Consider the following 26,203-nt stretch of genomic DNA (forward strand, 5'->3'; position numbering starts at 1 on the left):
ATGCCGGATGCCTTACACCGACTCGCCCTGCTCGAAAGCATACTCGGTGCCGTCAACCTGGGCGCCATCGTGCTCGACGAGCAGCACCGCATCGTGCTGTGGAACCACTGGATGGCGCGCCACTCGGCGTGCCGGGCCGACGCCGTGCTGGGCCAGGACTTCTTCGCCGTCTATCCGGAACTGCGGCACAAGCGCATCGATTCGGCCATCACCCAGGCCTTGCGCGACAATTTCCAGTCGCTGCTGTCGCAAACCCTGCACAAGGCGCCGTTTGCCCTGTACACGCACGGCGCGGCCGCTGGCATGGCTGAAGGCCAGGAACGCATGCAGCAGGCTATCGCCGTCACGCCGATCAATCTACCCGGTTCGCCGCGCCACTGCCTGATCCAGATCAATGATGTCACCATCGCCGTGGGCCGCGAAAAGCTGCTGCGCGAACAGACCATGGTCTTGCGGTCGCAAACCTTTTCCGACGGCTTGACGGGCATCGCCAACCGCCGCCACTTCGACGTGGCGATCGAGAAGGAAATGCGGCGCGCCATGCGCACCAGCAGCCCCCTGTCGCTGCTGATGATCGACATTGACCATTTCAAGGATTACAACGACCATTACGGCCACCAGCAGGGCGACGACTGCCTGATCCGCGTGGCAGCCGAACTGGCCGCCATGCTGCAGCGCCCCACCGACCTGCTGGCGCGCTATGGCGGCGAGGAATTTGCCGCCATCCTGCCCGACACGGACGCGGCGCAGGCGCTGCGCTTGGCCGAGGCGATCCGCCAGCGGGCGGCCGAACTGCGCATTCCGCATGCCAAGACGGGCAATGACGTCAAGCACATCACGGTCAGCATCGGCATCGCCACGCAGCACCCGCAGCAGCCGCTGGCCATCGCTGCCCTGATCGGCGCCGCCGACCGCGCCCTGTACCTGGCCAAGGGCGCCGGGCGCAACCGCGTGATGGTGCGGCCGCTGTAAAAAAAGCAACACAGGAAAAAGGATTCCAGTAGACATCTTTACGGCGTGTGCGTAGACTCGTTACTGATTGCAGCAACAACAACAAGAATTTATCTGTGGTATCTATCCCAGCGCATGGCCCACCCATGCGGGACATGGCCAGGAGCGCTTGTGAATCTCGATCGTCCCCTCAGATCCGGCTTGCCGGACGCCAGCATGGATACGACCATGGTGAACGGCATGCGCCTGCTGCTGTCGAGCGCCACCTTGCTGACCCTGTTCATCGACCACGAAAGCGCCGGCAAGCTGACCAAGATCACCTGGCTGATCTTTTCCGCGTATACCCTGCACAGCCTGCTGCTGTATGTGCTGGCCGTCTTGGGCCTTAGTTTGCCGAAAGATATTCTGCTCTACTGGCTGGACGTGGCCTGGTATGCGCTGATCGTGTTTTCCACCAGCGGCCAGAACAATTTATTCTTCCTGTTTTTTTTCTTTGCCATCCTGACCTCGTCGTTCCAGCGCGGCTTCGAGGAGGGCGCGCGCGTGACCCTGGCCTCGGCCGGCCTGTTCGCCGCCACCGCCCTGTTCGGCGAAACGGAGGCGGAACTGTCGCGCCTGCTGCTGCGCACCACCTTCCTGCTGGCGCTCGGCTACATGATCGCCTACTGGGGCGGCTCCGCCATCACCCAGCGCAGCCACCTGGCGCTGCTGCGCGATGTCAGCCAGCTGTCCAATCCGCGCTTTGGCGTCGACCAGACCATCACCTCGGTGCTGGAAAAAACCCGCAGTTATTTCAACGGCCGCAGTTGCCTGCTGATCATGCAGGACAAGGGCACACGCGTCTGGTCGCTGCGCAGCGTGCTGCATACGGCAACGGGCGTCGTGCACACCAGTTCGCTCCTCAGCGACGACGCGGCCAGTCCCCTGCTCGCTTTCCCACCCGATAAAATCGCCCTGTACAACCAGCCCGCCGGCCCCTGGCTGCCGTGGATAGGCGGCGCGCGCATGCTCGAGCCCGACAGCGGGCGCTGGCTGCGGCATGACGACGCGGCAGGAGCCCGCCTGGCCGAACTGCTCGAAGCGCACGCCTTCATCAGCGCGCCGCTGCCCTTGCGCAATGGCAAAGGCCGCATCTTTATCGTGTCCGCCACCAGCATGAGCAAGACGGACGCCCTGTTTCTCAGCCATATCGGCGCGCAGGCGTTTCCCGTCATTGAAAACATCGATCTGCTCGACCGCCTGGCGTCGCAGGCGGCCTCGCGCGAGCGCGAAAAGATCGCGCGCGACCTGCATGACACGGCCGTGCAGCCGTATATCGGCTTGCGCCATGGCCTGGCCGCCCTGCGCAATGAAGCCACGCCGGGCAACCCGCTGCTGCCCGAACTGGAAAAACTGATCATCATGTCGGGCCAGGTGATCACCGACCTGCGCAGCTACGCGCGCACGTTCAAGAATGGCCAGGTGCAAAGCGAGCCGGAACTGCTGGTCGCACTGCGCCGCCAGGCCACGCAGATCCGCGAATTCTATGGCATCGACATCGCCCTGCATATCGAAGGCGACCTGCACATCAACGACCGCCTGGCGGCCGAGGTGTTCCAGATCGTCAACGAAGGCATGAGCAATATCCGCAAGCATACGTCGGCGCGCCACGGCGCCGTCAAGCTGACCTGCGTGCAGGGCGCGCTGCACATCAGCATCGACAACGAATGCGCGGCCGCGCACGTGCCCGACTTCCTGCCCGACTCGCTGGCCGAGCGCGCCGCCGCCCTCGGTGGCACGGCCCGCGTCACGCACAGCATGCTGGGCAACACCTCCGTACAGATCGAGATCCCCATATGAATGACTTACGCTACATGCCACCGATCAGCCATGTCATCAGCGTCATGCTGGTGGACGATCACAAGACCATGCTGTGGGGCCTGGAGCGGCTGATCGGCGGCGAGCATTCGGGCATGCGCGTGGTCGCCACGGCGTCCGACAGCGCCGAGGCGCTGGAGCAGGCGAAGGCGCTGCAACCGGATGTGATCGTGCTGGACCTGGACCTGGGCGGCATCAGCTCGCTGGCCATCCTGCCCGCGCTGGCGCAGTGCGGCAGCACGCGCGTGCTGGTACTGACGGCCAGCCACGACCAGGCCATCCTGGACCAGACGGTACTGAAAGGCGCGCGCGGCATCGTCAGCAAGGACGCGCCTGCGGAGATGGTATTGAAGGCCATCGAAAAGGTGTACCAGGGTGAGCTGTGGCTGGAACACGCGATGCTGGGACGCATGCTGACGCAGCTGACGCAGCCCGGCGGCGGCTCGGCGCATGCCATCGCCGTCGCCAGCCTGACCCTCAAGGAAAGAAAGATCATCGCCGCACTGGTGCACGGCAGCGGCACGCCGGCCAAGCTGCTGGCGGACCAGCTGTTTATCTCCGAACACACCTTGCGCAATCACCTGACGTCGATCTACCGCAAGCTGGGCGTGTACAACCGCCTGGAACTGTACGCCTACGCCACCAAACACCAGCTGGGCGAATTGCCGCCCGGCGCCTGACGCCGCTGTCCCCCTGCACGGCCACTGCACGGCCGCGCACGCCCTCCCCGCCGCCCCCTTCGCCAGCCACCGGCACGGCCCCCTCCGCCCCTGCGCGCGCCAAACTCGACCATGACAATTGTCACGAAAAAAACAAGCAGTTCCTCCTCGCAATAAAAGGATGTTCTTCTGATGTAGATCAAGGTGCCGACTTCTATAGTGGTTTTACCGGAGTGCAAATCACCGCGCGGCCACCACGACACGGAGCACAGCATGCGCCTTGACAAGTTTCTTCCGACAGCCCTGATCACCTATTTGCAGGGTAAGGAAAAAGCTGCGTTCTACCGCTATGCGCTGGTGGCGGCCCTCATGGCGGTGGTGTGCATCATCGGACTGCTGGCACTGGGCGAGAGCCCATGAAACCGCCAGGTCGAAGCAGCAGGAAGCCAAGCTGCAATACCGCTTTACCCACCGCTGTACCTTAACCACCGCTAGGAGTTGTCATGAACCTCATCAAAAACTTTATCCGCGAAGAAGATGGCGTCACTGCAATTGAGTATGGCCTGATCGCTGCCCTGATTGCCGTGGTGATCATCGCCGCCGTCACCATCGTCGGCACGCAGCTGAAAAAAACCTTCAGCACCATCGGCACCAAGCTGACCTCCGCCAATGCCTGATGCGATGCAGTCCGGGCCGGCACAGCGCCAGCCCGGACGTATCGCCCCGACACGCTCCGGCACACCCACCTTGATGACGCATAGCGAGGCCCATCGTGAAATCTCTCTTCAGCCGTGTATCCGACGAGTCGGCCGTCACAGCGATCGAATACGCGCTGCTGGCGGGCCTGATAGCGACAGTGCTGGTAATCACGATCACCGTGCTCGGCGACCAGGTCAAGCTGCTGTTTGTCTACGTCAAGGACCAGGTGGTCCTGGCCCTGTCATGAACACCCTGCGCGCCGCGTTGCGCACCCACCGTGCCCTGCTGCTGATCGTGCTGCTGTATGCCGCCACGGCGGCACTGCTGGCTGGCCGCCTGCCCAGCGCCTCGGACACCCTCAACGTGCTGGCCGGCTTCCTCGTGGCCATCCTCACGGGCCCCATCTTCATCCTGTGCGGCTACACCATCCATGTCATGGTGATGAAACGCCCGCACCGCCTGTGCCACTACCTGTACCATGATCTGCGCCGCTACCTGAGCAACGAGCGCCTGCTGCACGCGCTGCCGGCCATGCTGCTGATCCCCGTCTTTGCCTCCAGCTTCACCGTCTTCAAGGCCGCCATCCCGCGCCTGCATCCCTACACCTGGGATGCCAGCCTGTCCGCCTGGGACATCGCGCTGCATGGCGGCAAGGCCCCATGGGAAAGGCTGCAGCCGCTGCTGGGCCACCCGTTCGTCACGGGCCTGCTCAACTTCAGCTACCACTTCTGGTTCTTCCTGTTCTACGCCGTGCTGTACTGGCTCATCCTCGATACGCGCCGCCCGCTGCTGCGCATGCAGTTCCTGCTCAGCTTTGCGCTGACCTGGATCGCCCTCGGCAGCATCCTGGCCGTGCTGTTTGCCTCGGTCGGCCCCTGCTACTACGGCCACCTGCATGCCAGCGACCCGTATGCGCCGCTGATGGCCTACCTGCATGACGCCAACCAGCACGTCCCCGTGTGGGCGCTGCAGGTGCAGGACATGCTGTGGCAAGGCTATCAAAGCAAGGGTACGAACGGCGAACTGGGCATCTCCGCCATGCCCAGCATGCACGTGTCCACGGCCGTGCTGATGGCGATCATGGGCTGGCGGGTCAGCCGGGCCGCCGGGCTCGCCCTGTCCGCTTTCGCCGTGCTGATCCTGCTCGGCTCCATCCACCTGGGCTGGCACTATGCGCTCGACGGCTATGTGGGCGCGGCCGGCGCGGCGCTGGTGTGGCACCTGGTGGGACGGCTGCTGGGCAGCCAGGCCGCGGTACCCGCCATGCACAAGGCCACGGTGCCCTGCATGAGCAAGGGAGGACTGACATCATGAACGCCCACCTGCCCATGCTGTTGTGCCTGGCCGTGCTGGCCACCCTGCTCGCCGCCGCCCTGTGGCACGACCTGCGCACGCGCCGCATCCCCAACCTGCTGGTGCTGTGGGGTACGCTGGCGGGACTGATCCTGAACAGCTTCGTGCCGTCCGGCGCCGGCCTGTTCGACGCAGCCTTCGGCGGCCTGGGACTGCTGCAGGCGCTGGCCGGCGCCGCTGCCGGACTGGCCCTGCTGCTGCCCATGTACCTGCTGCGCGCCCTGGGCGCCGGCGACGTCAAGCTGATGGCCATGTGCGGCGCCTTCCTCGGCCCCGATGCCGTGCTGGAAGCGGCCCTGCTGACCTTTCTGGCGGGCGGCGTGCTGGCCCTGGCCGCCGCGCTGGCAGGCCAGCGCCTGCGCCAGGTGCTGAAAAACACCTATCACATGATGCTGGGCGCGCTGCTGCACAGCCTTGCCGGCGGCGCCGCCACGATCGCCGAGCCGCCACCGGCCACCGGCAAGCTGGCTTACGCCTTCGCCATTGCCAGCGGCACCGCACTGCAGGTGTTCCTGCATTACACCCATCTGTGGAGCCTGCGCTGAAACGCGCCGCCTGCCCGCCAACATAGGACCTGACCATGGACACCCTCGCCACCCTCTGCCACTCGCGCCGCGCCAGCCTGCTCACCAGCATCGCCATGGCCGGCCTGTGGACCTTCTTCGCCAGCGCCCACGTGATGGGATTCCTGCGCAGCGGCGACTGGAGCTACCTGCTGTTTTGCGCCGCAGAAACCCTGGCTGCCCTGTTCTTCATCGTGCGCTCGGCCCCCGTCAGCGTCTCCACCAATGCGGGCGACTGGCTGCTGGCCATCGGCGCCACCTTCGCCCCGTTCCTCCTCTCGCCTGCCGACATGGCCATCTGGCCCGGCGCGCGCTACCTGCTGGCCATCGGCAGCCTGCTGCAGATCGCCGGCCTGCTGTCGCTGAACCGCAGCTTCGGCCTGGTGGCGGCGCAGCGCGAGATCAAGACGGGCGGCGTCTACCGCGTGATACGCCATCCCCTGTATGCCAGCTACCTGATTTCCCTGAGCGGCTACCTGCTGGCCAATACCTCGCCCGCGAATACCGCCACCTATGTCGCGACGATGGCCATGATGGTGGCGCGCCTGCTGCGCGAAGAACGCTTCCTGTCCACCGACGTGCGCTATCGCGTCTACATGCGCCAGGTGAAGTATCGCCTGCTGCCCTACATCTTCTGACATCCGGCCACCCGAGCGAGGAGTACACATCATGCCTGACACCTATCCAGAACGCAGCGACGGCGGCGGCATCGAGCCGGCCGCCAAGCGCGCGCCACGCACGGTCGAGGAAACGGGATTGCCCTTCCTGTTCCTGGTCGAACTGCTGGTCAAGATACTCTTCCTGCGCGGCCAGATCGGCCTGCCCGCCCTGTCGACGCACGTCAAACTGGGCGCCGGCGTGCTCGAACCGCTGCTGACCTTCATGCGCGCCGAAAAACTGTGCGAAGCGCGCCGCAACGGCGGCAACGGCACCGATGCCGACCTGTATTACCTGCTGGGCGACCAGGGCCGCCTGCGCGCCGCCGAGTACATGCGCCGCAATGCCTACAGCGGCCCCGCCCCCGTCACCCTGGCCGATTACAGCAACCAGGTGCTGGCGCAAAGCGTGGCGCACATGCAGGTCACCCGCGACGACGTGCAGCGCGAATTCCGCGACGTGGTGGCCAGTTCGGCCGTGCTCGACCAGCTGGGTGCAGCCATGAACTCCGGGCGCGCCCTGTTCTTCCACGGTCCCGCCGGCAGCGGCAAGAGCTACCTGGCCGAGCGCCTGAACGGGCTGCTCAGCGGCGCCATCGCCCTACCTCATGCGGTGATGGTCGATGGCGAAGTGCTGCCCTTCCTCGACCCCATGCTGCACACCCTGTCGCGCGGCGGTTCCGTGCCGCCCGACCCCCGCTGGGTGCGCGCCGAACGCCCCGCCGTGCTGACGGGCGGCGAGCTGACGCTCGACATGCTCGACCTGCAATTCGACCAGGGCAACCGGCTGTACCAGGCGCCGCCACACCTGAAGGCCAACAACGGCATCTTCATCATCGACGACCTGGGCCGCCAGCGCTGCTCGCCTGTGGAGCTGATGAACCGCTGGATCGTGCCAATGGCGCGGCATATCGATTACCTGTCGCTGCACACGGGCTACAAGTTCCCCGTGCCCTTCGACGTCATCGTCGTGTTCTCGTCGAACCTGGCGCCGCAGCACCTGGCCGACGACTCCTTCCTGCGCCGCATCGGCTACAAGATTCACGTGGGCCCCCTGAGCGCCTACCACTACCTGGCCGTGTTCCGCAGCACCTGCGCCCAGCTGGGCATCAATTTCGACGAAGCCTCGTACACCTATCTGCTGCACCTGCACAGCCAGTACCGGCGGCCTTTGTTGGCCTGCTATCCGCGCGACATCCTGGCACAGATCTGCGACCAGGCACGCTATGAAGACCACGCGGCGCAACTGTCTCCGGAAATCCTGTTCTGGGCATGGGAAAACTATTTCGGCAGCGATGACGACCTTGCAAGCACACATAACGGACCGGCAGCGGTCCAGCACAAAGGGGAAGCAAAATGAGAAACGCACGCGCTCTGACGATGATGGCCATCGCGGTCATCCTGGCGTTCGCCGCGGTCATCGTGGCCGCGCGCTGGATCAATGCCCAAGCCTCGGGCAATATCAACAAGGTGGCCGTGGCCCAGGTCGACATCAGCTTGGGGGCACGCCTCACGCCCGACATGGTGCGCATGGTCGACTGGCCATCGAACGCGCTGCCGCCGGGCGCCATCAACGATCCGAAACTGCTGGAAACACGCGTCACGCGCACCAGCATCCAGCACGGCGAACCGATCATGGAAGGCAAGCTGGCGCCTCCCGGCACGCAAGGCGGCCTGTCGGCCGTCGTCGCCGAGGGCAAGCGCGCCATGACCGTGCGCGTCAACGATGTGGTGGGCGTGGCCGGCTTCGCCCTGCCCGGCAACTTCGTCGACATCCTCGTCAATACCCAGGGCGAAGGGGCGCGCAAGACGCCGGACCGCGATCCGAACATTTCCAAGATCGTGCTCGAACGCATACTCGTGCTGGCCATTGCCCAGGAATCGAGCCGCGACGACACCAAACCCAAGGTGGTCAACGCCGTGACCCTGGAGCTGACGCCGGAGCAGGCGGAAAAACTCGACCTGGCGCGCAGCGTGGGCACCCTGTCGCTGGTGCTGCGCAATCAGGTCGAGGACAAGCCCGTCAACACGGAGGGCGCTACCAAGTCCAGCTTGCTCGATGAAAAAGTCGCCATTGCCGCCCCCGCCGCCATGGCACAAGCCAAGCCGCTCCCACGTCGCCGTCCTGCCGCCGCAGCTGCGCCACAGGCCGGTCCACGCGTCGATGTCATCAAGGGGCTGGAACGCAGCTCCCAACAATTCTAACCTGCACCAGAGGAGTCACGCCATGAGCACATATTGCACAGCAAGCGGAAGCCGGGTACTCAGCCTGGCGCTTGCCCTCGCCATGATCGGCGCCCTGGCGCCCCAGGCACGCAGCGAACCCGTCGCCGCTACCACCATCGCTGTTGCCGCTGAAACCGGCACAGCCAGGAGCAGCCGGGCCGCCGTCCGTCCCAAGTCCACGCCGCCGCAAAGCGAATCGCGCGCCGGCCGCACCGAAATGGCGCCGCAAATGAGCCTGGCCGAAGGCAAGTCGACCCTGATGCGCCTGCCGTTTGCCGCCAGCCGCATGTCTGTCGGCGACCCGCGCATCGCCGACGTCATCCTGCTCAACCCCAACGAGGTGTACCTGCTGGGACGTTCCGTCGGCACCACCAACCTGATCCTGTGGAACAAGAGCAACGACGCCACCATCATCGACCTGGCCGTCGGCATCGACAGCAGCAGCCTGCAGGCACGCATGGCCGAGCTGCTGCCGAACGAAAAAATCCACGTCACGGTGGCAGGCGACACCCTGATCCTGTCGGGCATGGTCAGCGATGTCGTCAAGGCCGACCAGGCCCTGTCGCTGGCCAACGCCTATGTGCAGCGCAGCGCCCGCAGCGGTAGCGCCACCTCCGGCGCCGCGCCAGCCGCAGGCGCCTCCGCTCCCGCTCCCGCAGCTGCGCCGGATGCGGGCATGCCGCGCGTGATCAATCTGCTGTCGATCGCCGCGCCGCAGCAGGTGATGCTGGAAGTGAAGGTGGCCGAAGTGTCGAAGGTGCTGGTCGACCAGCTGGGCGCCAGCCTGGGTATCAACAAGACCATCGGCAGCTGGTCGTATTCGCTGCTGTCCAGCCTGCTCAGCAACAATCCCAGCGGCTTGAGCGGCGCCAGCAAGAACAACTTCTTCAACCTCGACGCGCAAAAACGCGATGGCCTGATCAAGGTGCTGGCCGAACCGAACATCATGGCCATCAGCGGTCAGGAGGCGAGCTTCCTGGCCGGCGGCAAAATCTTCATCCCCGTCAGCCAGACCAACAATAACGGCGTACCCACCATCACGCTGGAAGAGAAGGAGTTCGGCGTGGCCGTGAAATTCACGCCCACCGTGCTGGAAGGGGGACGCATCAACCTGAAGGTGGCGCCGGAAGTGTCGGACCTGAACAAGGACGGCATCGGCATCACCGCCACCGGCATCTCGGCCACGGCCATCCTGCCTTCGTTTACGACGCGGCGCGCCACCACCACGGTGCAGCTGTTCGATGGCCAGAGCTTCGCCATCGGCGGTCTGATCAAGAACAATGTAACCAGCAATATCAAGGCCCTGCCAGGCCTGGGCGAAGTGCCCGTGCTGGGCGCCCTGTTCCGCAGCACGGACTTCCAGACGGACCGTTCGGAACTGGTCTTCATCATCACGCCGCACCTGGTCAAGCCGCTGCCGGCCGACTACAAGCTGCCCACCGACGGCTACATCCAGCCGACACGCGGCGACATATTCATGCAGGGAAAAATGGAAGGCAGCGCACCCGCGCCCGCCCCCGCAGCGCCAGCAGCGCCCATGCAGCCGCAAGCAGCCGCGCCCCAGCCTGCCGCCGGCTTCGACCTCAAATAGGAGAACACCATGAAAACCGCACATTGCCTGCCTTGCGCCACCCTGCTGGCCCTGCTGGCCGGCTGTACCGCCACCACCACGCCCGTGCTCGATTCGCACTTTGGCGAATCGGTAGCCCTGCTCAAGGCCCAGCAGATCATGTATCCGGACGCCTACCGCAATGCCAACCCGGTCAGCGGCATCGACGGCAAGGCCGGCGCCAGCGCCTACCAGCGCTACCAGAAATCGTTTGCGGCGCCGGAACCGCAACCGAATGTCTTCACCATCGGCGTGGGCGGACGCCAGTAGGCGCCAATCCCGCGATGCACTCCCCCCAGGCCACCAGGAGACAGCCATGAACACCGTATTCCGCAGGCACGACAAGCAGCAGGGCGCGATCGCCATCGTGCTGGGGCTGACCCTGGTGGTGCTGTTTGCCATGGGTGGCCTGGTGCTGGACCTGGGCCACCTGTACATCGCCAAGACGGAACTGCAGAACGGCGCCGACAGCTCGGCGCTGGCAGGGGCAGTGGAACTCAATCAAAGCGCCACCGGCATCGATAACGCGCAAGCCAAGGCCATCGCCATCGCGCAGAAGAACCGCTACGACTTTTCCACCACACTGACCATCACGGCCGCCAACATCGGCTTCGGCCCCAGCCCGGACGGTCCCTGGTCGTCCGGCGCCAGCGCCCGCACCAGCCCCCAGGGAATGACCTTCATCCGCGTCGACACGGGCAGCAAGACCTTCGCCACCTACCTGATGGGCATCGCCGGCATCGCCAGCACCAGCACCTCGGGCATGGCCGTGGCGGGCCGCTTCGTCAACGACGTCACGCCGATCGGCGTGTGCGCCGTCGATCCGGCCAACAAGACGGCGCAGTACACGTATCCGGCTGCACCGGCCGGCACGGGCCTGACGGAACTGGTGGAATTCGGCTTTCGCCGCGGCGTCACCTACAACCTGTTCGGCCTCAATCCGCTGGGCGGCCCGTCCGACCCCTACCTGATCAACCCTGTCGATGCGCCCCCTGGCGCCTGCGATTCTTCGCATTCCAGCGCCAATTCCACCGCGCCGTTCATGTGTACGGGCAGCAGCGCCGTCGTCAGCAGCGGCTCGGGCAAGGTCTACACGAACACGGGTTTGAGCGCCGGCAAGATAGCGGCCGCCCTCAATTCGCGCTTCGACGATTACTCCTCGCCGTCCGTGTGCGACCCCGCGACGGCACCGCCCGATACCAACATCAAGGAATATCCATGCAAGGGTGGCTCGTCCCCCTGCGTCGCCAGCGCGGCCAACTCGCCGCCTACCGGCTGGATGGAGCCGGGCGCCAGCACCTTGCCCAACCAGCAGTCGGTCAGCCTGGCCGGCAGCAAACCGAATTACCGCCTGCCGCCAACCTTCACCACGCCCGTGACGGCCGCCCAGGCGCAGTTCGCCGGCTACGGCGTGCTGTGGTCCTACGGCCCCGCCTACCAAAGCAATGGCGCCACCCCCGCCAAGGCCGGCACGGCTTATAGCGTCGCGGACGGCAACGCTAATCCCATGTACAGCACGGCCAAGGCGAATTACTTCGACACGGCCAGCTACCCCGTCAGCCCCGGCGCAGGCTTTCCTGCCAGTACACCGCCTTCGCCGTACAACCAGACCAGCGGCCCCACGTTCCAGGCGCCATCGGGGGCCCATCCGGGCCAGCGCAACCGGCGCATCCTCAACGTGGTGCTGGTCGATTGCCGCACGGCCCCCGTGGGGCCGGCCTCGTGCGGCGCCATGGACGCGGTGGGCATCGGCAAATTCTTCATGACGATGAAGGCCGATTTCAGCGGCGGCACCAAGCGCCTCGACGTCGAGTTCGCGGGCTTGATCGAGCCCGTGCCGAATTCCGAAATCAAACTCTACAAGTGAGGCGGCCATGCGTACCCACCTTTCCCCCCTCAAACAGCGCGGCGGCGCCGCCGTCGAATTCGGCATCGTGCTGGCCCTGCTAATCACCCTGCTGGCCGGCATCTTCGGCTTCGGCCGCGCCTTCTGGTACTACGACGCGCTGACCAAGGCCACGCGCGACGCGGCGCGCAACATGTCCGTCAAGGCCAAGGCCGGCATCGCCTCGCAGGGCGTGCCGGCGGCCAGGCAGACGGTGGTCGATGCGGCCATCAGCGCCGGCATCAGCGACTTCACCACGGCCAATGTGACGGTCACCTGCCTGGACGCGGCGTTCAACGACAGCAGTTGCACCGATGGCACGGCGCCGGGCGGCATCCGCGTCGAAGTCGTCAACTACACGCTGTCGGTGGGCCAGTACCTGCCTTTCGTGATCGGCGCGGCCAGCAGCTATGCCACACCGCTCTCGCCGCGCACCACCATGCGCTACATGCTGTAAGGAGAACGCCATGCGCCACCGCTTTTCATCGTATCCCCCAGCCAGGTGCCAGCGCGGCGCCGCCGCCGTCGAATTCGCCCTGGTGGCGCTGCTGTTTTTCACCCTGCTGTTCGGCATCCTCGAATTCGGCCGCATGCTGTACCTGTACAACACGGTGCAGGAAGTGAGCCGCCGCGCCGCGCGCGAAGCGGTGGTGCGCTGGATCGACCAGACGGACACCGTCAAGACCCTGGCCCTGTTTGGCGGTACGGCCCTGCCGGCCGCCCCGGAACTGACGGCCGCCAACATCACCATCCGCTACCTGAACAAGAGCGGCGCCGAAGTGACCTTGCCGCCGCTCGACCCGGGCGACAACCTGTCGGCCTGCGGCGACATCACGCGCACGGCCAGCTGCATCGACAGCGTGCGCGTGTCGATCGACAACGTCAGCTATACGCCGATGGTCAGCCTGTTCGGTTTTCTCAATATCGCCGTGCCAGCCTCGGTGGTGGTCATGCACGCCGAAAGCCTGGGCTTCCAGATTAACTGAATGCCTTTACCAGGGAGTGCCAAGTGAATATCGTCATCGTCTCGAAGAATGAAGCCCAGCTCAAGCGGCTCACCCGCCTGCTGCGCGAACGCAGCGCGGCCGACCGCGTCGCGCTGCTGGCGAGCATACCGGATGTATTCGACAATGGCGTCACGCCGGACTTGCTGTTGCTGGAGCAGGAGCAGACGGGCGAGGCGGAGCTGGAACGGCTGGAGCTGCTGGGCGGGCGCCATCCGAACCTGGCCATCATCGTGCAATGTCCGCAGCAAAGTCCGCAATTCCTGCTGCGCGCGATGCGCGCGGGCGTGCGCGAAGTGCTGCCGCCGGACGACGACGCGACCCTGTGCGCCGCGCTGCGCCGCATCGAGGACAAGCTGCAAAAGCAGGTCACGCGCAAAGGCCAGGTGCTGGCCTTCGTCTCGTGCAAGGGCGGCAGCGGCGCCACCTTCATCGCCGCCAACCTCGGCTACGCGCTGGCCGCCGGAGAGCAGCGCAAGGTGGCGCTGTTCGACCTGAACCTGCAGTTCGGCGACGCCGCCCTGTTCGTCTCGGACCACAAGCCGGCCACCACCCTGTCGCAGCTGTCGCAGCAGATCGTGCGCCTCGACGCCTCGCTGCTCAGCGCCAGCATGATCCAGATCACGCCCGCCTACAGCGTGCTGGCCGCCGCCGACGATCCCGCCCATGCGGCCGACGTCGAAGCGGAGCATATCGACCGTTTGTTGACCCTGGCGCGCAGCCAGTACGACTACATCCTGCTCGACGTGGGACGCGGCCTCGACCCCGTCAGCGTGCGCGCGCTGGACCGGGCCGACCTGATTTTCCCTGTGCTGCAGGCAACCTTGCCGTATGTGCGCGACGGCAAGCGCTTGCTCGATGTCTTCCGTGGCCTCGGCTACCGCGAAGACAAGATTCGCCTGATCCTGAACCGCTATGCCAGCAGCGACAGCATCCGCGTGGCCGACCTGGAAGCGGCGTATGGCAAGCACGTCTACAAATCCATCCCCAACCACTACGAGGCGGTAGCGGCCTCCGTCAGCCAGGGCGTGCCCATCCTCAAGCTGGCGTCGCACAATCCCGTCTCGCGCGCCCTGCAGGAACTGGCCGCCAGCCTGGCCGGCGAAACCCCGCCTGCCGCGCAAGGCTGGGTTTCGCGGCTGCTGGCGCGTGCCTGATGCCCCAGCCTGATACTCAAGCCGAATACGCCCCATTCACCGGAGACCGACCATGACTGCCGAAAAACTCACCCTGCGGGACCGCCTGGGCTATGCCCAGGATGACGCCAGCCTGAATGACGATGCCGCGCACCAGGGCGCAGCTAGCCAGAGCTACCAGCAACTCAAGCACCGTACCCACCAGGCGCTGCTCGACCGCGTCGACCTGGAAGGCATGCAGCGCCTGTCGCGCGAGCAGATACGCGAAGAGCTGAAAATCCTCGTCAGCGACGTGCTCACGGAAGACAATGTGGTAATCAACGAGCTGGAACGGCGCTCGCTGATCCGCGACATCCAGGACGAGGTGCTCGGCTTCGGCCCGCTCGAACCGCTGCTGGCCGATCCCGGCGTGTCCGACATCCTCGTCAACACCTACCGCCAGGTGTATGTCGAGCGCCATGGCCGCCTGGAGCTGAGCGACATCTGCTTCACCGACGATGCCCACCTGATGAAGATCATCGACAAGATCGTCTCGCGCGTGGGCCGGCGCATCGACGAATCGAGCCCCATGGTCGATGCGCGCCTGCCCGACGGTTCGCGCGTCAACGCCATCATCCCGCCGCTGGCCATCGACGGTCCGGTGATGTCGATCCGCCGCTTCTCGGCCCAGCCCCTGCGGCTGGCCGACCTGATGCTCAAGCACAGCCTGACGGAGGAAATGAGCACCACCTTGCAGGCGCTGGGCAAGGCCAAGGTCAACATCCTGATTTCGGGCGGCACGGGCAGCGGCAAGACCACCATGCTGAATGCAATTTCCGGCTTCATCAGCACGGCCGAACGCATCGTCACCATCGAGGACGCGGCCGAACTGCAGATGCAGCAGCCGCACGTGGTACGCCTGGAAACGCGTCCCGCGAACATCGAAGGCAAGGGTGAAGTGACGCAGCGGGCGCTGGTGCGCAACGCGCTGCGCATGCGGCCCGACCGCATCATCCTGGGCGAGGTGCGCGGCGCCGAGGCGCTCGACATGCTGCAGGCGATGAACACGGGCCACGAAGGGTCGATGGCCACCATTCACGCGAACACCCCGCGCGACGCGCTGACACGGCTGGAGAACATGATCAGCATGGCCTCGGCGGGCCTGCCCGTGAAAGCCATGCGCCAGCAGATCAGTTCTGCCGTCAGCGTGGTGGTGCAGGTGGCGCGCCTGACGGACGGCAAGCGCAAGATCATTTCGATCCAGGAAATCACTGGCATGGAGGGCGAAATGATCACCATGCAGGAAATCTTCACCTTCCGCCAGACGGGCATCGGCGAGGATGGCACGGTGCAGGGGCATTTCCATGCCAGCGGCGTACGGCCGCACTTCCTCGAGCGCCTGCGCGCCTTCGGCATCAGCCTGCCGGAAACCCTGTTCGATCCCGCCCGCCAGTACCATTAAGGGGAGCATCATGGACTATCTCTATTACGTATTCGCCATCCTCACCTTCATCGCCGTGGTGCTGCTGATCGAGGGCCTGTACCTGGCGTGGAACACCTCGCGCGGCCCGGAAGCGGAAAGGGTGGCGCGCCGCCTGCGCATCATGTCGGCCGGCGCGCATGGCGACACGGGCAGCTCGATGATCAAGAAGCGCCTGCTGAGCGACACTCCGGCCCTGCAGCGCGTGCTGCTCAGCGTGCCCCGCGTGCATGCGCTCGACCGCCTGCTGGAGCAATCGGGCCTGAGCTGGAGCGTGGCCAGCCTCGCCGGCGTGATGCTGGCCACGGCCGGCACCGCGTTTTTGCTGCTGAGCTACTTCAGCGTGCCGTGGCTGCTGCGCCTGCCGCTGGTGGCCGGCGCGGCCCTGCTGCCGCTGCTGCTGGTCTTGCGCGCCAAGGCCAAGCGCCTGCAGCGCATCGAACAGCAATTGCCCGATGCGCTCGACCTGATGGCGCGCGCCCTGCGCGCCGGCCATGCTTTCCCGACCGCCCTGAAAATGGTCGGCGATGAAATGAACGCGCCGCTGGCCGTGGAATTTCGCGCCACCTTCGACGAAGTCAATTTCGGCATCGCCATGCAGGACGCCCTGATGAACCTGGCCACGCGCGTGCCCAGCACGGACTTGCGCTATTTCGTCATCGCCGTGCTGATCCAGCGCGAAACGGGCGGCAACCTGGCCGAGCTGCTCGACAGCATCAGCCGCATCATCCGCGAGCGCATCAAGCTGCTGGGACAGGTGCGCGTGCTGTCGGCCGAAGGCAGGCTGTCGGCCTGGATCCTGTCGCTGCTGCCCTTCGGCGCGGCGGCCATGATCCACCTGACCAATCCGCAGTTCCTGGAAATGCTGTTTGTCGACCCGGGCGGACGCAAGATGCTCGTCGCCGCCCTGCTGATGATGGTGTGCGGCGTCTTTGTCATGCGCAATATCATCCGCATCCGTGTCTGAGCCCGCAAGGAGAATCCTCATGAACCCCGTCCATTTCACCTTTCTCGCCCTGCTCTTCATTGCTGTCTTCGGCACCGTGCTGGTCGCCATGCGCAGCTTTGCCCCCGATCCCTTGCGCCAGCGCATGGACAACGCCAGCGGCAAGAGCACGGCTGCGCCTGGCACACCCGCGCCCAGCCCCTGGCTGGCGCGCATGGTGCGCCTGAGCGGTCCGCTGGCCAAACTGTCGCTTCCCGACCAGGGCTGGGAGGGCTCCGTGATGCGCCGGCGCTTCATGAATGCCGGCTTGCGCCAGGCGTCGGCGCCCATCCTGTTCTTTTCCGCCAAGACCATGCTGGCCATCGGCCTACCCCTGCTGCTGTTCCTGGGATTGAGCGCCTCGGGTAGCCAGATGGCGGGCAAAGCTCTCCTGTTCTGGCTGCTGATCGTGGCCGCCATCGGTTACTACCTGCCCAATATTGTCCTGGCGCAAATGATCAAGCGGCGCCAGCGCGATATCTTCGAAAGCTTTCCCGATGCGCTGGACTTGATGACGGTGTGCGTGGAAGCGGGCCTGGCCATGGATGCAGCGCTGGCCAGGGTGGCGGCCGAGATCGCCCTGAAAAGCACCGTGCTGGCCGAGGAATTACATCTGGTGATGCTGGAACTACGCGCCGGCAACACCAAGGAGCGGGCGCTACGCAACCTGGCCCTGCGCACGGGCGTCGAGGATGTCGACGCGCTGGTGGCCATGCTGATCCAGGCCGAGCGCTTCGGCACCAGCATCGCCGCCTCGCTGCGCGTGCAGTCGGACCAGCTGCGCACCAAGCGCCGCCAGATGGCCGAGGAAGAAGCGGCGAAGATCGCTCTCAAGCTGCTGTTCCCGCTGATCTTTTTCATTTTCCCATCGCTGCTGGTCGTCCTGATGGGACCAGCCTTCCTGCAAATTTACCGCGTGCTCCTGCCCAGCATGGGCGGCGGCAGCTGACCGGAGAACCGCCATGTCACAGCACACCACCCTGATGCTCATGCTCGCCTGCGCCGGCCTGCTGCCCGCCTGCGGCCACCTGTCCGGCCCGGCCAGCCCAGGTCACCGCGAAGCGCCACCGCAGGCGCGCATCGATGACAGTCCCGCCACCCGCACTGCCGCTTTCTGCAAACTGGGCAAGCGCATGCAAGAACTGGGCGACCCGCGCGCGGCGCTGGCAGCGTATCGCGAAGCCCTGCTGCTGACGCCCACGTCGCCCGATGCGCGCAATGGCGCCGCCGTGCTGCACGCGCAGCTGGGCCAGCTGGAAACGGCGCGCAGCATGCTGCAGGCGCTGGCGCAGGAAGCGCCGACGGCCAGGACCTACAACAACCTCGGCTACGTGCTGTACCTGCAGGGAGAGTATGCCCAGGCGGCGACCGTGCTGCGCCAGTCGCTGCAGCTCGACAACGGCCAGCAGCCGGCGCGCGCCAACCTGGATCTGGCCATCGCGGCGCTGGCGCGCAGCATCGGAACAGTCGATGCGGTCGATGCCACCACGGACACCATCGCGCCCGACCTGGCGCCGGCGCCAACGGCCCCAGCCAGCCGCCTGCAGCTGACGCAATTGCAGCCGAATATCTTTGCGCTGAGCTGGCGCGACGCTCCCGTGGCGGCGCGCACCGCCTTGCCTGCCACGGTAAAGCCGGCCACGCCGGCGCCGCCGCTGCCGCGGCTGGAAGTCATCAACGGCAATGGCGAAACGGGGATGGCGGCGCGCATGCGCGGCATGCTCGGTGGCATGGGCATCAGCGTCCTGCGGCTGGGCAACCAGCGGCCGTACGATGTCCAGGCCAGCAGCATCGTCTACCGCCCCGGCCATGCGCAGGCGGCCGCCACCCTGGCCTTGGCCTTGGGCGGCATGCCGCAGCTGCAGGCCGCCGCCGACAGCGGCATCGGCGCGGGCGCCGACCTGCGTTTATTACTGGGCAAGGATGCGGCAGCCAGCCTGCGCGTGCCGGACGTACGCCTGGCATCGAATATGGCGCAGTAACGCCAGCATCTGCGGCGGCATCAGCGTGGCAGCAGGCGGCGGTCGGCGGGATTGATCAGGAAGCCCTGCAGGATATCCTGCAGCTGCGGCAGCTTGGCCACGTAGGCGGGGATGCCCAGCTGGCGCGCACCGAAGTAGTGGGCGATGATGTCGCCCTGCTGTTCCATGTTGAAGTCGGACAGGACCCCGCCCGCCTGCGCGTCGTAGCGGTAGGCACGCTGCCGGATGTAGCCGCCGCACAGCGCCAGCAGCACGCCATGCAGCAGCACGCAGTAGCCGAGCTGGTACTGCCACACGTGCACCATTTCGTGGATGAAGAACAGCTTGCCGCTGTTGCCTTCGCGGGAAAAATCCTCGCGGTACTGGGCCGGCATGAAGTGCAGGTTGCCGCGCGGCGTCATCGCCGTATTCTGGTCCTGCAAGCCAAACGGAAGAAAGGCGCCGCGCACGACGCGCACGCGCGCGTAGTCGATGGCGCCCTGAAAGACGCTGCGGGCCATGGCGGTTTCGCCGATGGTGAGGGGGCGGCGCAAGACTCGCATGAGAAGTAGAGAAGGAAGCGAGGGAAGAAAGCGCGGCAAGCATGAAAGCCTGCCGCGCCGGTACCGCTTACGCCGACCGTAAACCGCTGGCCGCTTTCGCGATTTCCGTGATGCGGTCCCAGTTACCGGCCGCGATCGCGTCTTTCGGTGTCAGCCACGAGCCGCCCACGCAGGCGACGTTCTTGCATGCCAGGAACTGCGACGCCGTCTCTTGCGAAATGCCGCCCGTCGGGCAGAAGGTGATGTCCGGCAGGGGGCCGTAGATGGCGTTGAGCATGCCGATGCCGCCGGCTGGCACGGCCGGGAACAGTTTCAGCTGCTGGAAGCCGTTTTCGCGCGCCGCCATCACTTCACCCGGCGTCATCACGCCTGGCAGCAGAGGCAGGCCGCTGCTTTTCGCCGCCGCCACCAGGGCCGACGTCAGGCCTGGCGAGACGCCGAAGACGGCGCCCGCATCGCGCGCCTGGGCGAATTCCTCGGGACGGGTGAGCGTACCGACGCCGACGATGGCGCCCGGCACGGCCGACATGGCGCGGATCGCTTCCAGGCCGTGCTTGGTGCGCAGGGTCACTTCCAGCACGCGGATGCCGCCCGCCACCAGCGCGCGCGCCAGCGGTACGGCGTGTTCAGGATCGTCGATCGCAATCACGGGGATCACGCTCGAGGTGCGCATAATTTCCAGTAGTGTCATGGTCATCTCTTATTTCCTAGCCAAAAAGTCTTCATCGGAACCGGGTACGGTATCACCGACATTGTCGGCGTCGTGCAAGGCGACGGTGGTGGGAATCGGCGACGGCAGGCCGAAGGTGGTGGCACCCTCTTCCGCCGCGCTGACGGTGGAACGGAACATGGAAAACAGCTCGCGGCCCATGCCGACGTGGTTCGGCGACAAATCGGCCGTTACCAGCGAACGGGCGTGCCAGACGTCGGCTGGCACCAGCGCTTCGAGCACGCCGGTGAAGGCGTCGAGGCGGATGATGTCGCCATCGCGCACCAGGCCCAGCGGGCCGCCGGCGAGGATTTCAGGCGATACGTGGATGGCGGCCGGCACCTTGCCCGATGCGCCCGACATGCGGCCATCGGTGACCAGCGCCACGTGGCGGCCCGCATCCTGCAGGTTGGCCAGCGCCGGCGTCAGCGCATGCAGTTCCGGCATGCCGTTGGCGCGCGGACCCTGGAAGCGCAGCACGGCGACGAAATCGCGGTCCAGGATGCCGGCCTTGTAGGCGGTCATGAACTCTTCCTGCGAATTGAACACCAGCGCCGGCGCTTCCACCGTGCGGTGCTGCGGCTTGACGGCCGACACTTTCATCACGGCGCGGCCCAGGTTACCGGACACCAGCACCATGCCGCCGTCCGGCGCGAACGGGTTCGAGGCGGGACGCAGCACGTTCTCGTCGGCGCTGACCTCGGGCGCGTCCTTCCAGAAAACCTTGCCGTCTTCACCCAGGAACGGTTCCATGCAATGCGCACGCAAGCCGTGGCCCAGGATGGTGTTGACGTCGTCGTGCAGCAGGCCCGCGTCCAGCAGTTCGCGGATCAAATAGCCCGTGCCGCCGGCCGCGTGGAAATGGTTCACGTCGGCGTCGCCGTTCGGGTAGATGCGCGTGAGCATCGGCACGATGGCCGACAGCTCGTTGAAATCGTTCCAGTCGATGACGATGCCGGCCGCCTTGGCGATCGCCACCAGGTGCAGGGTATGGTTGGTCGAACCGCCCGTGGCCAGCAAGCCGACGACGGCGTTGACGATACATTTCTCGTCAACGATATGGCCGACTGGCAAGTAATTGGCGCTTTGCGCCGTGATGCCGGCGGCGCGCTGGGCGGCGGCCACCGTCAGCGCGTCGCGCAGCGGCGTGTTCGGCGTGATGAAGGCGGCGCCCGGCATGTGCAGGCCCATCACTTCCATCAGCATCTGGTTGCTATTGGCCGTGCCATAGAAAGTACAGGTGCCGGCGCCGTGGTAGGCTTTCGATTCGCCTTCGAGCAAGTCTTCGCGCGTGGCCTTGCCTTGCGCATACAGCTGGCGCACCTTGGCTTTTTCCTGGTTCGACAGGCCCGACGTCATCGGACCGGCCGGCACGAAGACGGCTGGCAAATGGCCGAAGTGCAGCGCACCGATCAACAGGCCCGGCACGATCTTGTCGCACACGCCCAGGTACAGGGCCGCATCGAACATATTGTGCGACAACGCCACGGCCGTCGACATGGCGATGGTGTCGCGCGAGAACAGCGACAGTTCCATGCCCGGCTGGCCTTGCGTCACGCCATCGCACATGGCGGGTACGCCGCCGGCGAACTGGGCGACGGCGCCCACTTCGCGCACGGCTTGCTTGATGATCTGCGGGAAGCCGTCGAAGGGCTGGTGCGCCGACAGCATGTCGTTGTACGAGGAAACGATGGCCACGGACGGTTTCTTGTATTCCTTCAGCGACAGCTTGTCATTGGCAGGAAAGGCGGCAAAGCCGTGCGCAAGGTTGGTACACGACAGGGCGCCGCGCTGCACGCCCTGGATGCGGGCCGCATCCAGATGCGCCAGGTAGGCGCCGCGCGATGGCCGGCTGCGCGCGATGATGCGCGCTGTTACGGATTCGACTACTGGATGCAGCGCCATATGGATTTCCTTAAAAATGAGTATTTCGTGAAATTTTACTACAAAATGGTCGCGCAGAAGCACTCTTGCAGAGGCCAGTGGCAGAAATAATCCATTTTTCCACGACCTTTCAAGGCAAAACAACAGCGCGCCACGTCCACTCGTCTTGCTTGCCTATCTATTCCAGCATGCATAAAGCGCTGAAAAAAACGCTGAAAATGCTGTGCGCCGGCACAAACTGTAGTGAAATTACGTTTTTCTGATGTATTATTCTCATACCAACGCCGGATCCGCTGTTCGCCACCACGAACGCGCCGCGCTCCTTTCAACCGAGACAAGCACCCAAGCCGACCGCCATGCGCCAGCCAGCACCTACTCCTGCCATCACCGCCACCGCCAGTTTCCAGTCCCTGCAAACGCATGCCGCCAGCCTGCGCGAAGTGCATCTGCGCCAGCTGTTTGCGGCCGACCCCGCGCGCTTTTCCAGCATGACGGTCGATGCGGCCGGCCTGCTGCTCGATTACTCGAAGAACAGGGTCGACGCCACCGCCATGGCATTGCTGATGGATCTGGCCCGCGAGCGCGGCGTGGAAGCGCAGCGCGAAGCCATGTTCACTGGCGAGAAAATCAATCTTACCGAACATCGGGCAGTTTTGCATACCGCCTTGCGCGCGCCACGCGGCACCAGGCTGGTAGTCGATGGGCAAGATATCGATGCCGACGTGCAAGATGTGCTGCAACGCGTAAAGGTATTTACGAACAAGGTGCGCAATGGCAGCTGGCTCGGCTACACGGGCAAGCCGATTTGCGACATCGTCAACATCGGCATCGGCGGCTCGGACCTGGGCCCGAAAATGGCTTGCCTGGCGCTGCGCTCCTACGCCAACCCGGGCCTGGAAATGCACTTTGTTTCCAACGTCGACGGGCACGACATGGAAGCGACCCTGTCCAAAGTCGATCCGGAAACCACCCTGTTCATCGTGGCCTCGAAAACCTTCGTCACGACGGAAACCATGCTCAACGCCAACACGGCGCGCGCCTGGTTCCTGCTCGAAGGCGAAGAAAAGGACCTGGCCCGACACTTCGTGGCCGTCTCGACCAACTCGCAAGCCATCGTCGACTTCGGTATTTCGCCGGAAAACATGTTCCCATTCTGGGACTGGGTCGGTGGCCGCTATTCCGTCTGGTCCTCGATCGGCCTGGCCGTGGCGCTGTCCGTGGGCTTCGAGTACTTCAGCGACTTCCTCGCTGGCGCGCATGCGATGGATCAACACTTCCGCCAGGCGCCACTGGAACAGAACATGCCCGTGGTGCTGGCCATGGTGGGCTTCTGGAACCGCCAGTTCCTCGATTGCGGCTCCGTTTCCATCGCGCCGTACCACCAAGACTTGAGCCGCTTCGCCGCCTATTTGCAACAGCTGGACATGGAAAGCAACGGCAAGCGCGTCACCAAGGATGGCGTGCCCGTCGACGTGCCGACCGGCCCCGTCATCTGGGGCGATTGCGGCACGAATGCCCAGCATGCGTATTTCCAGCTGCTGCACCAGGGCACCGACATCACGCCCATCGATTTCATCGCCGCCCTGCGCGCCACGCACGATTTGCCTGGCCACCACGACGCCCTGCTGGCCAACTGCTTCGCCCAGTCGGAAGCCTTCATGACGGGCAAGACGGGCGAAGAAGTGCGCCTTGACCTGCAGGCGCAAGGCTTGCCGGAGAACGAGATCGAAGCGCTGGTGCCGCACAAGACTTTCCCAGGCAACCGCCCCAGCAACACCATCTTGATGGACCAGCTGACCCCGACCACCCTGGGCGCCCTGATCGCGCTGTACGAACACAAGACCTTCGTGCAGGGCGTCTTGTGGAACGTCAACAGCTTCGACCAGTGGGGCGTGGAACTGGGCAAGGTGCTGGCCAAGAAAATCCAGGCCGAACTGACGGGCGAAGCCCGTCCCGACCACCACGACAGCTCGACCAATGGCTTGATTGCGCTGGCTAAAGCCGCAAAAGCCGCATACTAAAAGAGATAGATGAATATTTACGAAATCAAGGTAGTCAGCGACAAAGCCATGCAAGTGGGCGAATGCCCGCTATGGCATGGCAAGGAAGCGGCCCTGTACTGGGTCGATATCGATGGCCGCGCCGTGCACCGTTTGCACCCGGCCAGCGGCAAGCATGAACAGTGGAGCATGCCGACGGAGCCGTCGGCGCTGGCCATCAATGCTGGAGGCGGTCTGATCGTGGCCTTGCGCAGCGGCTTTGCCCACCTCGACACGAAGACGGGCAGCCTGGTGGAAATCGCCCCGGCACCGTTCGACATGGCCACCACACGCTTCAACGATGGCAAGGTCGACCCTGCCGGACGCTTCTGGGTCGGCACGATTTTCGAGCCGCGCAGCGCCGATGCGGCGGAAATGTTCGTGCTGGAAAAGGGACAAGTGCGCAAGGTCTGGTCCGGTGGCATGACGGTGTCGAACGGCCTGGGCTTTTCCCCCGACGGGCGCACCATGTACCACGCGGATACCACCACGCACCGCATCGACCGCTACCATTTCGACGCGGCCACGGGTGCCATTTCCGAGCCGCAACCATTCCAGCGTTTTGCCATGGACAAGAAAGCGGCCGACTACGGCGGGCGCCCCGATGGCGCGGCCGTCGACAGCGAAGGCAATTACTGGTCGGCCATGTTTGAAGGCGGAAAAATTTTACGCTTCGCCCCCGATGGCCATGTGCTCGGTGAAATTACCGTGCCCGTGCGCTGCCCCACCATGCTGACCTTTGGCGGCCCCGACCTGCGCACCCTGTACATCACCAGCGCCAGCCACAACCGTTCCGCCGCCGAACTCGCCGACTACCCGTTGACGGGCCACGTGCTGTCCGTGCGCGTGGACGTGGCGGGCCAGCCGGAACACCTGTATCAGGCCTAATCGTTTGCCAGCATGAAAAAGCGCCGGACCCTCGCGGGTGCCGGCGCTTTTTCACATGCGAGCGCGCTGATTACCGCGCCAGCACTTTGCGTATGGTGTCAGCCAATTCCGCCGCCACAAACTTGGCCACATAACCATCGGCGCCCACGCCCTTGACGTGGTCTTCGTTGGTCGAGCCCGTCAGCGACGAGTGGATCACCACGGGGATGTTGGCGAAGCGGCCATCGTTCTTGATGTTGCGCGTCAGGGTGAAGCCATCCATTTCCGGCATTTCCAGGTCGGTCAGCACCAGCGCGACCTTGTCTTTCGCCGTCTTGCCTTCGGTCGCCGCCTGGGCCGAGATCGCCTGCAGACGTTCCCACGCTTCCTTGCCCGTCTTGGTCATGATGAAGGGCACGCCCATCGCTTCAAGGCCCTTCTCGATCAGCGAGCGGGCCAGCGAGGAATCGTCGGCCGCAAGGATCACGGCGCCGGCCGGCAAGCGCACTTGCGGGCCGATGCTGTTCTGGTCCACATCCGGGTCGCCCGACGGCAGCACGTTGCGCAGGATTTGCTCCACGTCCAGCACTTGCGCCAGGCGCGTCTTGTCCGTATCGCCATCGAGGCGCGCGATGCTGGTGACGAGGCCGCCTCCGACGCTCGATTCGGCAGATAGCACCTGGTTCCATTCCAGGCGCACGATTTCATCGACCTCTTCCACGGCAAACGCCTGGGTCGAACGGGCGAATTCCGTCACCATCAAAATCTTCAAGCCGCTGCTCTTGCAGCCGACAGCCATCGGCAAGTCGATCACGGGCACGATCTGGCCACGGATATTGACCACGCCCAGCATGTGGGGGTGCGACCCGGCCACCGCCGTGATGGCCGGCATTTCCATGATTTCACGGACTTTGAACACATTGATGCCGAAGAGTTCGCGGCTGGTCGAGTGATCACTGGTGCCCAGCTTGAACAGGAACAACTCGAATTTGTTATTGCCTGTCAGGCTGGTGCGTTCATCGACATCTTGCTGCATTGAATTCATTGTGTCCCCTTGAGCCGTCTTGTAAAGTTAAGTCGCCTACCCGTGATGCTGCGGGCAGTGCGGACTGCACGTCGCACGGACGTCGGATGGCGG

At 65.0% G+C, this 26,203-nt stretch carries 27 protein-coding genes; 23 read left to right on the plus strand and 4 right to left on the minus strand.

Translation table 11 applies throughout. The annotated features are described in order from the left end of the window. The 21 genes from ACQ4WP_RS04450 (at position 1) to ACQ4WP_RS04550 (ending at position 19,024) form a co-directional block, all read left to right on the plus strand. On the plus strand, positions 1–972 hold the full coding sequence (locus ACQ4WP_RS04450) for a GGDEF domain-containing protein (protein WP_436518859.1): 972 nt from the start codon (positions 1–3) through the stop codon (positions 970–972). A 150-nt stretch (positions 973–1,122) separates the two neighbouring features. Next, on the plus strand, positions 1,123–2,790 hold the full coding sequence (locus tag ACQ4WP_RS04455; protein WP_436518860.1) for a sensor histidine kinase: 1,668 nt from the start codon (positions 1,123–1,125) through the stop codon (positions 2,788–2,790). Continuing rightward, on the plus strand, positions 2,787–3,488 hold the full coding sequence (locus ACQ4WP_RS04460; protein ID WP_436518861.1) for a response regulator: 702 nt from the start codon (positions 2,787–2,789) through the stop codon (positions 3,486–3,488). Before ACQ4WP_RS04455 ends, ACQ4WP_RS04460 begins: the two co-directional genes overlap by 4 nt. 252 nt (positions 3,489–3,740) lie before the next feature. Further along, complete coding sequence (locus ACQ4WP_RS04465; RefSeq protein WP_157814672.1) at positions 3,741–3,887, plus strand: hypothetical protein; 147 nt, start codon at positions 3,741–3,743, stop codon at positions 3,885–3,887. Between the two features lie 83 nt (positions 3,888–3,970). Next, a complete protein-coding gene (locus ACQ4WP_RS04470; RefSeq protein WP_332860876.1) occupies positions 3,971–4,144 on the plus strand; it encodes a Flp family type IVb pilin in 174 nt (57 codons plus the stop codon). A gap of 95 nt (positions 4,145–4,239) precedes the next feature. Continuing rightward, a complete protein-coding gene (locus tag ACQ4WP_RS04475; protein ID WP_436518862.1) occupies positions 4,240–4,413 on the plus strand; it encodes a Flp family type IVb pilin in 174 nt (57 codons plus the stop codon). Next, complete coding sequence (locus tag ACQ4WP_RS04480; RefSeq protein ID WP_436518863.1) at positions 4,410–5,480, plus strand: phosphatase PAP2 family protein; 1,071 nt, start codon at positions 4,410–4,412, stop codon at positions 5,478–5,480. Before ACQ4WP_RS04475 ends, ACQ4WP_RS04480 begins: the two co-directional genes overlap by 4 nt. Then, on the plus strand, positions 5,477–6,064 hold the full coding sequence (locus ACQ4WP_RS04485) for a prepilin peptidase (protein WP_436518864.1): 588 nt from the start codon (positions 5,477–5,479) through the stop codon (positions 6,062–6,064). The genes ACQ4WP_RS04480 and ACQ4WP_RS04485 overlap by 4 nt, the downstream gene beginning before the upstream one ends. A gap of 35 nt (positions 6,065–6,099) precedes the next feature. Continuing rightward, on the plus strand, positions 6,100–6,720 hold the full coding sequence (locus ACQ4WP_RS04490; RefSeq protein WP_436518865.1) for a methyltransferase family protein: 621 nt from the start codon (positions 6,100–6,102) through the stop codon (positions 6,718–6,720). Between the two features lie 31 nt (positions 6,721–6,751). Beyond that, a complete protein-coding gene (locus tag ACQ4WP_RS04495) occupies positions 6,752–8,098 on the plus strand; it encodes a DUF8689 domain-containing protein (protein ID WP_436518866.1) in 1,347 nt (448 codons plus the stop codon). Beyond that, positions 8,095–8,943 (plus strand): Flp pilus assembly protein CpaB, encoded by an 849-nt coding sequence (gene cpaB / locus ACQ4WP_RS04500; RefSeq protein WP_436518867.1) that lies wholly within the window; start codon positions 8,095–8,097, stop codon positions 8,941–8,943. The genes ACQ4WP_RS04495 and cpaB overlap by 4 nt, the downstream gene beginning before the upstream one ends. A 22-nt stretch (positions 8,944–8,965) precedes the next feature. After that, positions 8,966–10,555: a type II and III secretion system protein family protein gene (locus tag ACQ4WP_RS04505; RefSeq protein ID WP_436518868.1), complete on the plus strand. Its 1,590-nt coding sequence runs from the start codon at positions 8,966–8,968 to the stop codon at positions 10,553–10,555. 9 nt (positions 10,556–10,564) lie between these two features. Further along, positions 10,565–10,843 (plus strand): hypothetical protein, encoded by a 279-nt coding sequence (locus tag ACQ4WP_RS04510; RefSeq protein WP_436518869.1) that lies wholly within the window; start codon positions 10,565–10,567, stop codon positions 10,841–10,843. A 46-nt stretch (positions 10,844–10,889) separates the two neighbouring features. Then, positions 10,890–12,440: a pilus assembly protein TadG-related protein gene (locus ACQ4WP_RS04515; protein ID WP_436518870.1), complete on the plus strand. Its 1,551-nt coding sequence runs from the start codon at positions 10,890–10,892 to the stop codon at positions 12,438–12,440. A 7-nt stretch (positions 12,441–12,447) separates the two neighbouring features. After that, positions 12,448–12,915, plus strand: a complete 468-nt coding sequence (locus ACQ4WP_RS04520) for a TadE/TadG family type IV pilus assembly protein (RefSeq protein ID WP_436518871.1) — start codon at positions 12,448–12,450, stop codon at positions 12,913–12,915. A gap of 10 nt (positions 12,916–12,925) precedes the next feature. Beyond that, the gene (locus ACQ4WP_RS04525; protein ID WP_436518872.1) at positions 12,926–13,444 is read left to right on the plus strand and encodes a TadE/TadG family type IV pilus assembly protein; all 519 of its coding nucleotides are present in this window, start codon (positions 12,926–12,928) and stop codon (positions 13,442–13,444) included. A 23-nt stretch (positions 13,445–13,467) separates the two neighbouring features. Beyond that, positions 13,468–14,619, plus strand: coding sequence for a CpaE/TadZ family protein (locus ACQ4WP_RS04530; RefSeq protein WP_436518873.1), 1,152 nt, complete (start codon positions 13,468–13,470; stop codon positions 14,617–14,619). Between the two features lie 52 nt (positions 14,620–14,671). Then, on the plus strand, positions 14,672–16,039 hold the full coding sequence (locus tag ACQ4WP_RS04535; RefSeq protein WP_436518874.1) for a TadA family conjugal transfer-associated ATPase: 1,368 nt from the start codon (positions 14,672–14,674) through the stop codon (positions 16,037–16,039). 10 nt (positions 16,040–16,049) lie between these two features. After that, entirely contained in the window at positions 16,050–17,024 is a 975-nt protein-coding gene (locus ACQ4WP_RS04540; protein ID WP_436518875.1) for a type II secretion system F family protein, read from the plus strand. 19 nt (positions 17,025–17,043) lie between these two features. Beyond that, on the plus strand, positions 17,044–17,991 hold the full coding sequence (locus ACQ4WP_RS04545) for a type II secretion system F family protein (RefSeq protein WP_436518876.1): 948 nt from the start codon (positions 17,044–17,046) through the stop codon (positions 17,989–17,991). Positions 17,992–18,004: 13 nt separating this feature from the next. Next, entirely contained in the window at positions 18,005–19,024 is a 1,020-nt protein-coding gene (locus ACQ4WP_RS04550; RefSeq protein ID WP_436518877.1) for a LytR C-terminal domain-containing protein, read from the plus strand. 20 nt (positions 19,025–19,044) lie between these two features. On the opposite strand, the gene ACQ4WP_RS04555 is transcribed toward ACQ4WP_RS04550, so the two are convergent. From ACQ4WP_RS04555 to edd, 3 genes are all read right to left on the minus strand, one after another. After that, entirely contained in the window at positions 19,045–19,557 is a 513-nt protein-coding gene (locus ACQ4WP_RS04555) for a Rhs element Vgr protein (protein WP_436518878.1), read from the minus strand. 76 nt (positions 19,558–19,633) lie between these two features. Next, the gene (gene eda, locus ACQ4WP_RS04560; RefSeq protein WP_070260457.1) at positions 19,634–20,263 is read right to left on the minus strand and encodes a bifunctional 4-hydroxy-2-oxoglutarate aldolase/2-dehydro-3-deoxy-phosphogluconate aldolase; all 630 of its coding nucleotides are present in this window, start codon (positions 20,261–20,263) and stop codon (positions 19,634–19,636) included. A gap of 3 nt (positions 20,264–20,266) precedes the next feature. Next, positions 20,267–22,180, minus strand: a complete 1,914-nt coding sequence (edd, locus tag ACQ4WP_RS04565; RefSeq protein ID WP_436518879.1) for a phosphogluconate dehydratase — start codon at positions 22,178–22,180, stop codon at positions 20,267–20,269. A 335-nt stretch (positions 22,181–22,515) separates the two neighbouring features. Here edd and pgi point away from each other — a divergent pair, with 335 nt between their 5' ends. Both pgi and ACQ4WP_RS04575 read left to right on the plus strand, forming a co-directional pair. Further along, positions 22,516–24,180 (plus strand): glucose-6-phosphate isomerase, encoded by a 1,665-nt coding sequence (gene pgi / locus ACQ4WP_RS04570; RefSeq protein ID WP_436518880.1) that lies wholly within the window; start codon positions 22,516–22,518, stop codon positions 24,178–24,180. Positions 24,181–24,189: 9 nt separating this feature from the next. Continuing rightward, a complete protein-coding gene (locus ACQ4WP_RS04575) occupies positions 24,190–25,086 on the plus strand; it encodes an SMP-30/gluconolactonase/LRE family protein (RefSeq protein WP_436518881.1) in 897 nt (298 codons plus the stop codon). Between the two features lie 70 nt (positions 25,087–25,156). On the opposite strand, the gene ACQ4WP_RS04580 is transcribed toward ACQ4WP_RS04575, so the two are convergent. After that, positions 25,157–26,110, minus strand: coding sequence for a chemotaxis protein (locus ACQ4WP_RS04580; RefSeq protein WP_282406805.1), 954 nt, complete (start codon positions 26,108–26,110; stop codon positions 25,157–25,159). Positions 26,111–26,203: the final 93 nt, after the last annotated feature.

This window comes from Janthinobacterium lyxosi (genome assembly GCF_051380665.1).
In the GTDB taxonomy this organism is placed as follows: domain Bacteria; phylum Pseudomonadota; class Gammaproteobacteria; order Burkholderiales; family Burkholderiaceae_D; genus Janthinobacterium.

Excerpts from the sequence above, each read along its gene's own strand:
- ACQ4WP_RS04450 (WP_436518859.1), top strand. The coding sequence starts at position 1 with ATGCCGGATGCCTTACACCGACTCGCCCTGCTCGAAAGCATACTCGGT.
- ACQ4WP_RS04460 (WP_436518861.1), top strand. The coding sequence starts at position 2,787 with ATGAATGACTTACGCTACATGCCACCGATCAGCCATGTCATCAGCGTC.
- ACQ4WP_RS04465 (WP_157814672.1), top strand. The coding sequence starts at position 3,741 with ATGCGCCTTGACAAGTTTCTTCCGACAGCCCTGATCACCTATTTGCAG.
- ACQ4WP_RS04470 (WP_332860876.1), top strand. The coding sequence starts at position 3,971 with ATGAACCTCATCAAAAACTTTATCCGCGAAGAAGATGGCGTCACTGCA.
- ACQ4WP_RS04480 (WP_436518863.1), top strand. The coding sequence starts at position 4,410 with ATGAACACCCTGCGCGCCGCGTTGCGCACCCACCGTGCCCTGCTGCTG.
- ACQ4WP_RS04485 (WP_436518864.1), top strand. The coding sequence starts at position 5,477 with ATGAACGCCCACCTGCCCATGCTGTTGTGCCTGGCCGTGCTGGCCACC.
- ACQ4WP_RS04490 (WP_436518865.1), top strand. The coding sequence starts at position 6,100 with ATGGACACCCTCGCCACCCTCTGCCACTCGCGCCGCGCCAGCCTGCTC.
- ACQ4WP_RS04495 (WP_436518866.1), top strand. The coding sequence starts at position 6,752 with ATGCCTGACACCTATCCAGAACGCAGCGACGGCGGCGGCATCGAGCCG.
- cpaB (WP_436518867.1), top strand. The coding sequence starts at position 8,095 with ATGAGAAACGCACGCGCTCTGACGATGATGGCCATCGCGGTCATCCTG.
- ACQ4WP_RS04505 (WP_436518868.1), top strand. The coding sequence starts at position 8,966 with ATGAGCACATATTGCACAGCAAGCGGAAGCCGGGTACTCAGCCTGGCG.
- ACQ4WP_RS04510 (WP_436518869.1), top strand. The coding sequence starts at position 10,565 with ATGAAAACCGCACATTGCCTGCCTTGCGCCACCCTGCTGGCCCTGCTG.
- ACQ4WP_RS04515 (WP_436518870.1), top strand. The coding sequence starts at position 10,890 with ATGAACACCGTATTCCGCAGGCACGACAAGCAGCAGGGCGCGATCGCC.
- ACQ4WP_RS04520 (WP_436518871.1), top strand. The coding sequence starts at position 12,448 with ATGCGTACCCACCTTTCCCCCCTCAAACAGCGCGGCGGCGCCGCCGTC.
- ACQ4WP_RS04525 (WP_436518872.1), top strand. The coding sequence starts at position 12,926 with ATGCGCCACCGCTTTTCATCGTATCCCCCAGCCAGGTGCCAGCGCGGC.
- ACQ4WP_RS04535 (WP_436518874.1), top strand. The coding sequence starts at position 14,672 with ATGACTGCCGAAAAACTCACCCTGCGGGACCGCCTGGGCTATGCCCAG.
- ACQ4WP_RS04540 (WP_436518875.1), top strand. The coding sequence starts at position 16,050 with ATGGACTATCTCTATTACGTATTCGCCATCCTCACCTTCATCGCCGTG.
- ACQ4WP_RS04545 (WP_436518876.1), top strand. The coding sequence starts at position 17,044 with ATGAACCCCGTCCATTTCACCTTTCTCGCCCTGCTCTTCATTGCTGTC.
- ACQ4WP_RS04550 (WP_436518877.1), top strand. The coding sequence starts at position 18,005 with ATGTCACAGCACACCACCCTGATGCTCATGCTCGCCTGCGCCGGCCTG.
- eda (WP_070260457.1), bottom strand. The coding sequence starts at position 20,263 with ATGACCATGACACTACTGGAAATTATGCGCACCTCGAGCGTGATCCCC.
- edd (WP_436518879.1), bottom strand. The coding sequence starts at position 22,180 with ATGGCGCTGCATCCAGTAGTCGAATCCGTAACAGCGCGCATCATCGCG.
- pgi (WP_436518880.1), top strand. The coding sequence starts at position 22,516 with ATGCGCCAGCCAGCACCTACTCCTGCCATCACCGCCACCGCCAGTTTC.
- ACQ4WP_RS04575 (WP_436518881.1), top strand. The coding sequence starts at position 24,190 with ATGAATATTTACGAAATCAAGGTAGTCAGCGACAAAGCCATGCAAGTG.
- ACQ4WP_RS04580 (WP_282406805.1), bottom strand. The coding sequence starts at position 26,110 with ATGAATTCAATGCAGCAAGATGTCGATGAACGCACCAGCCTGACAGGC.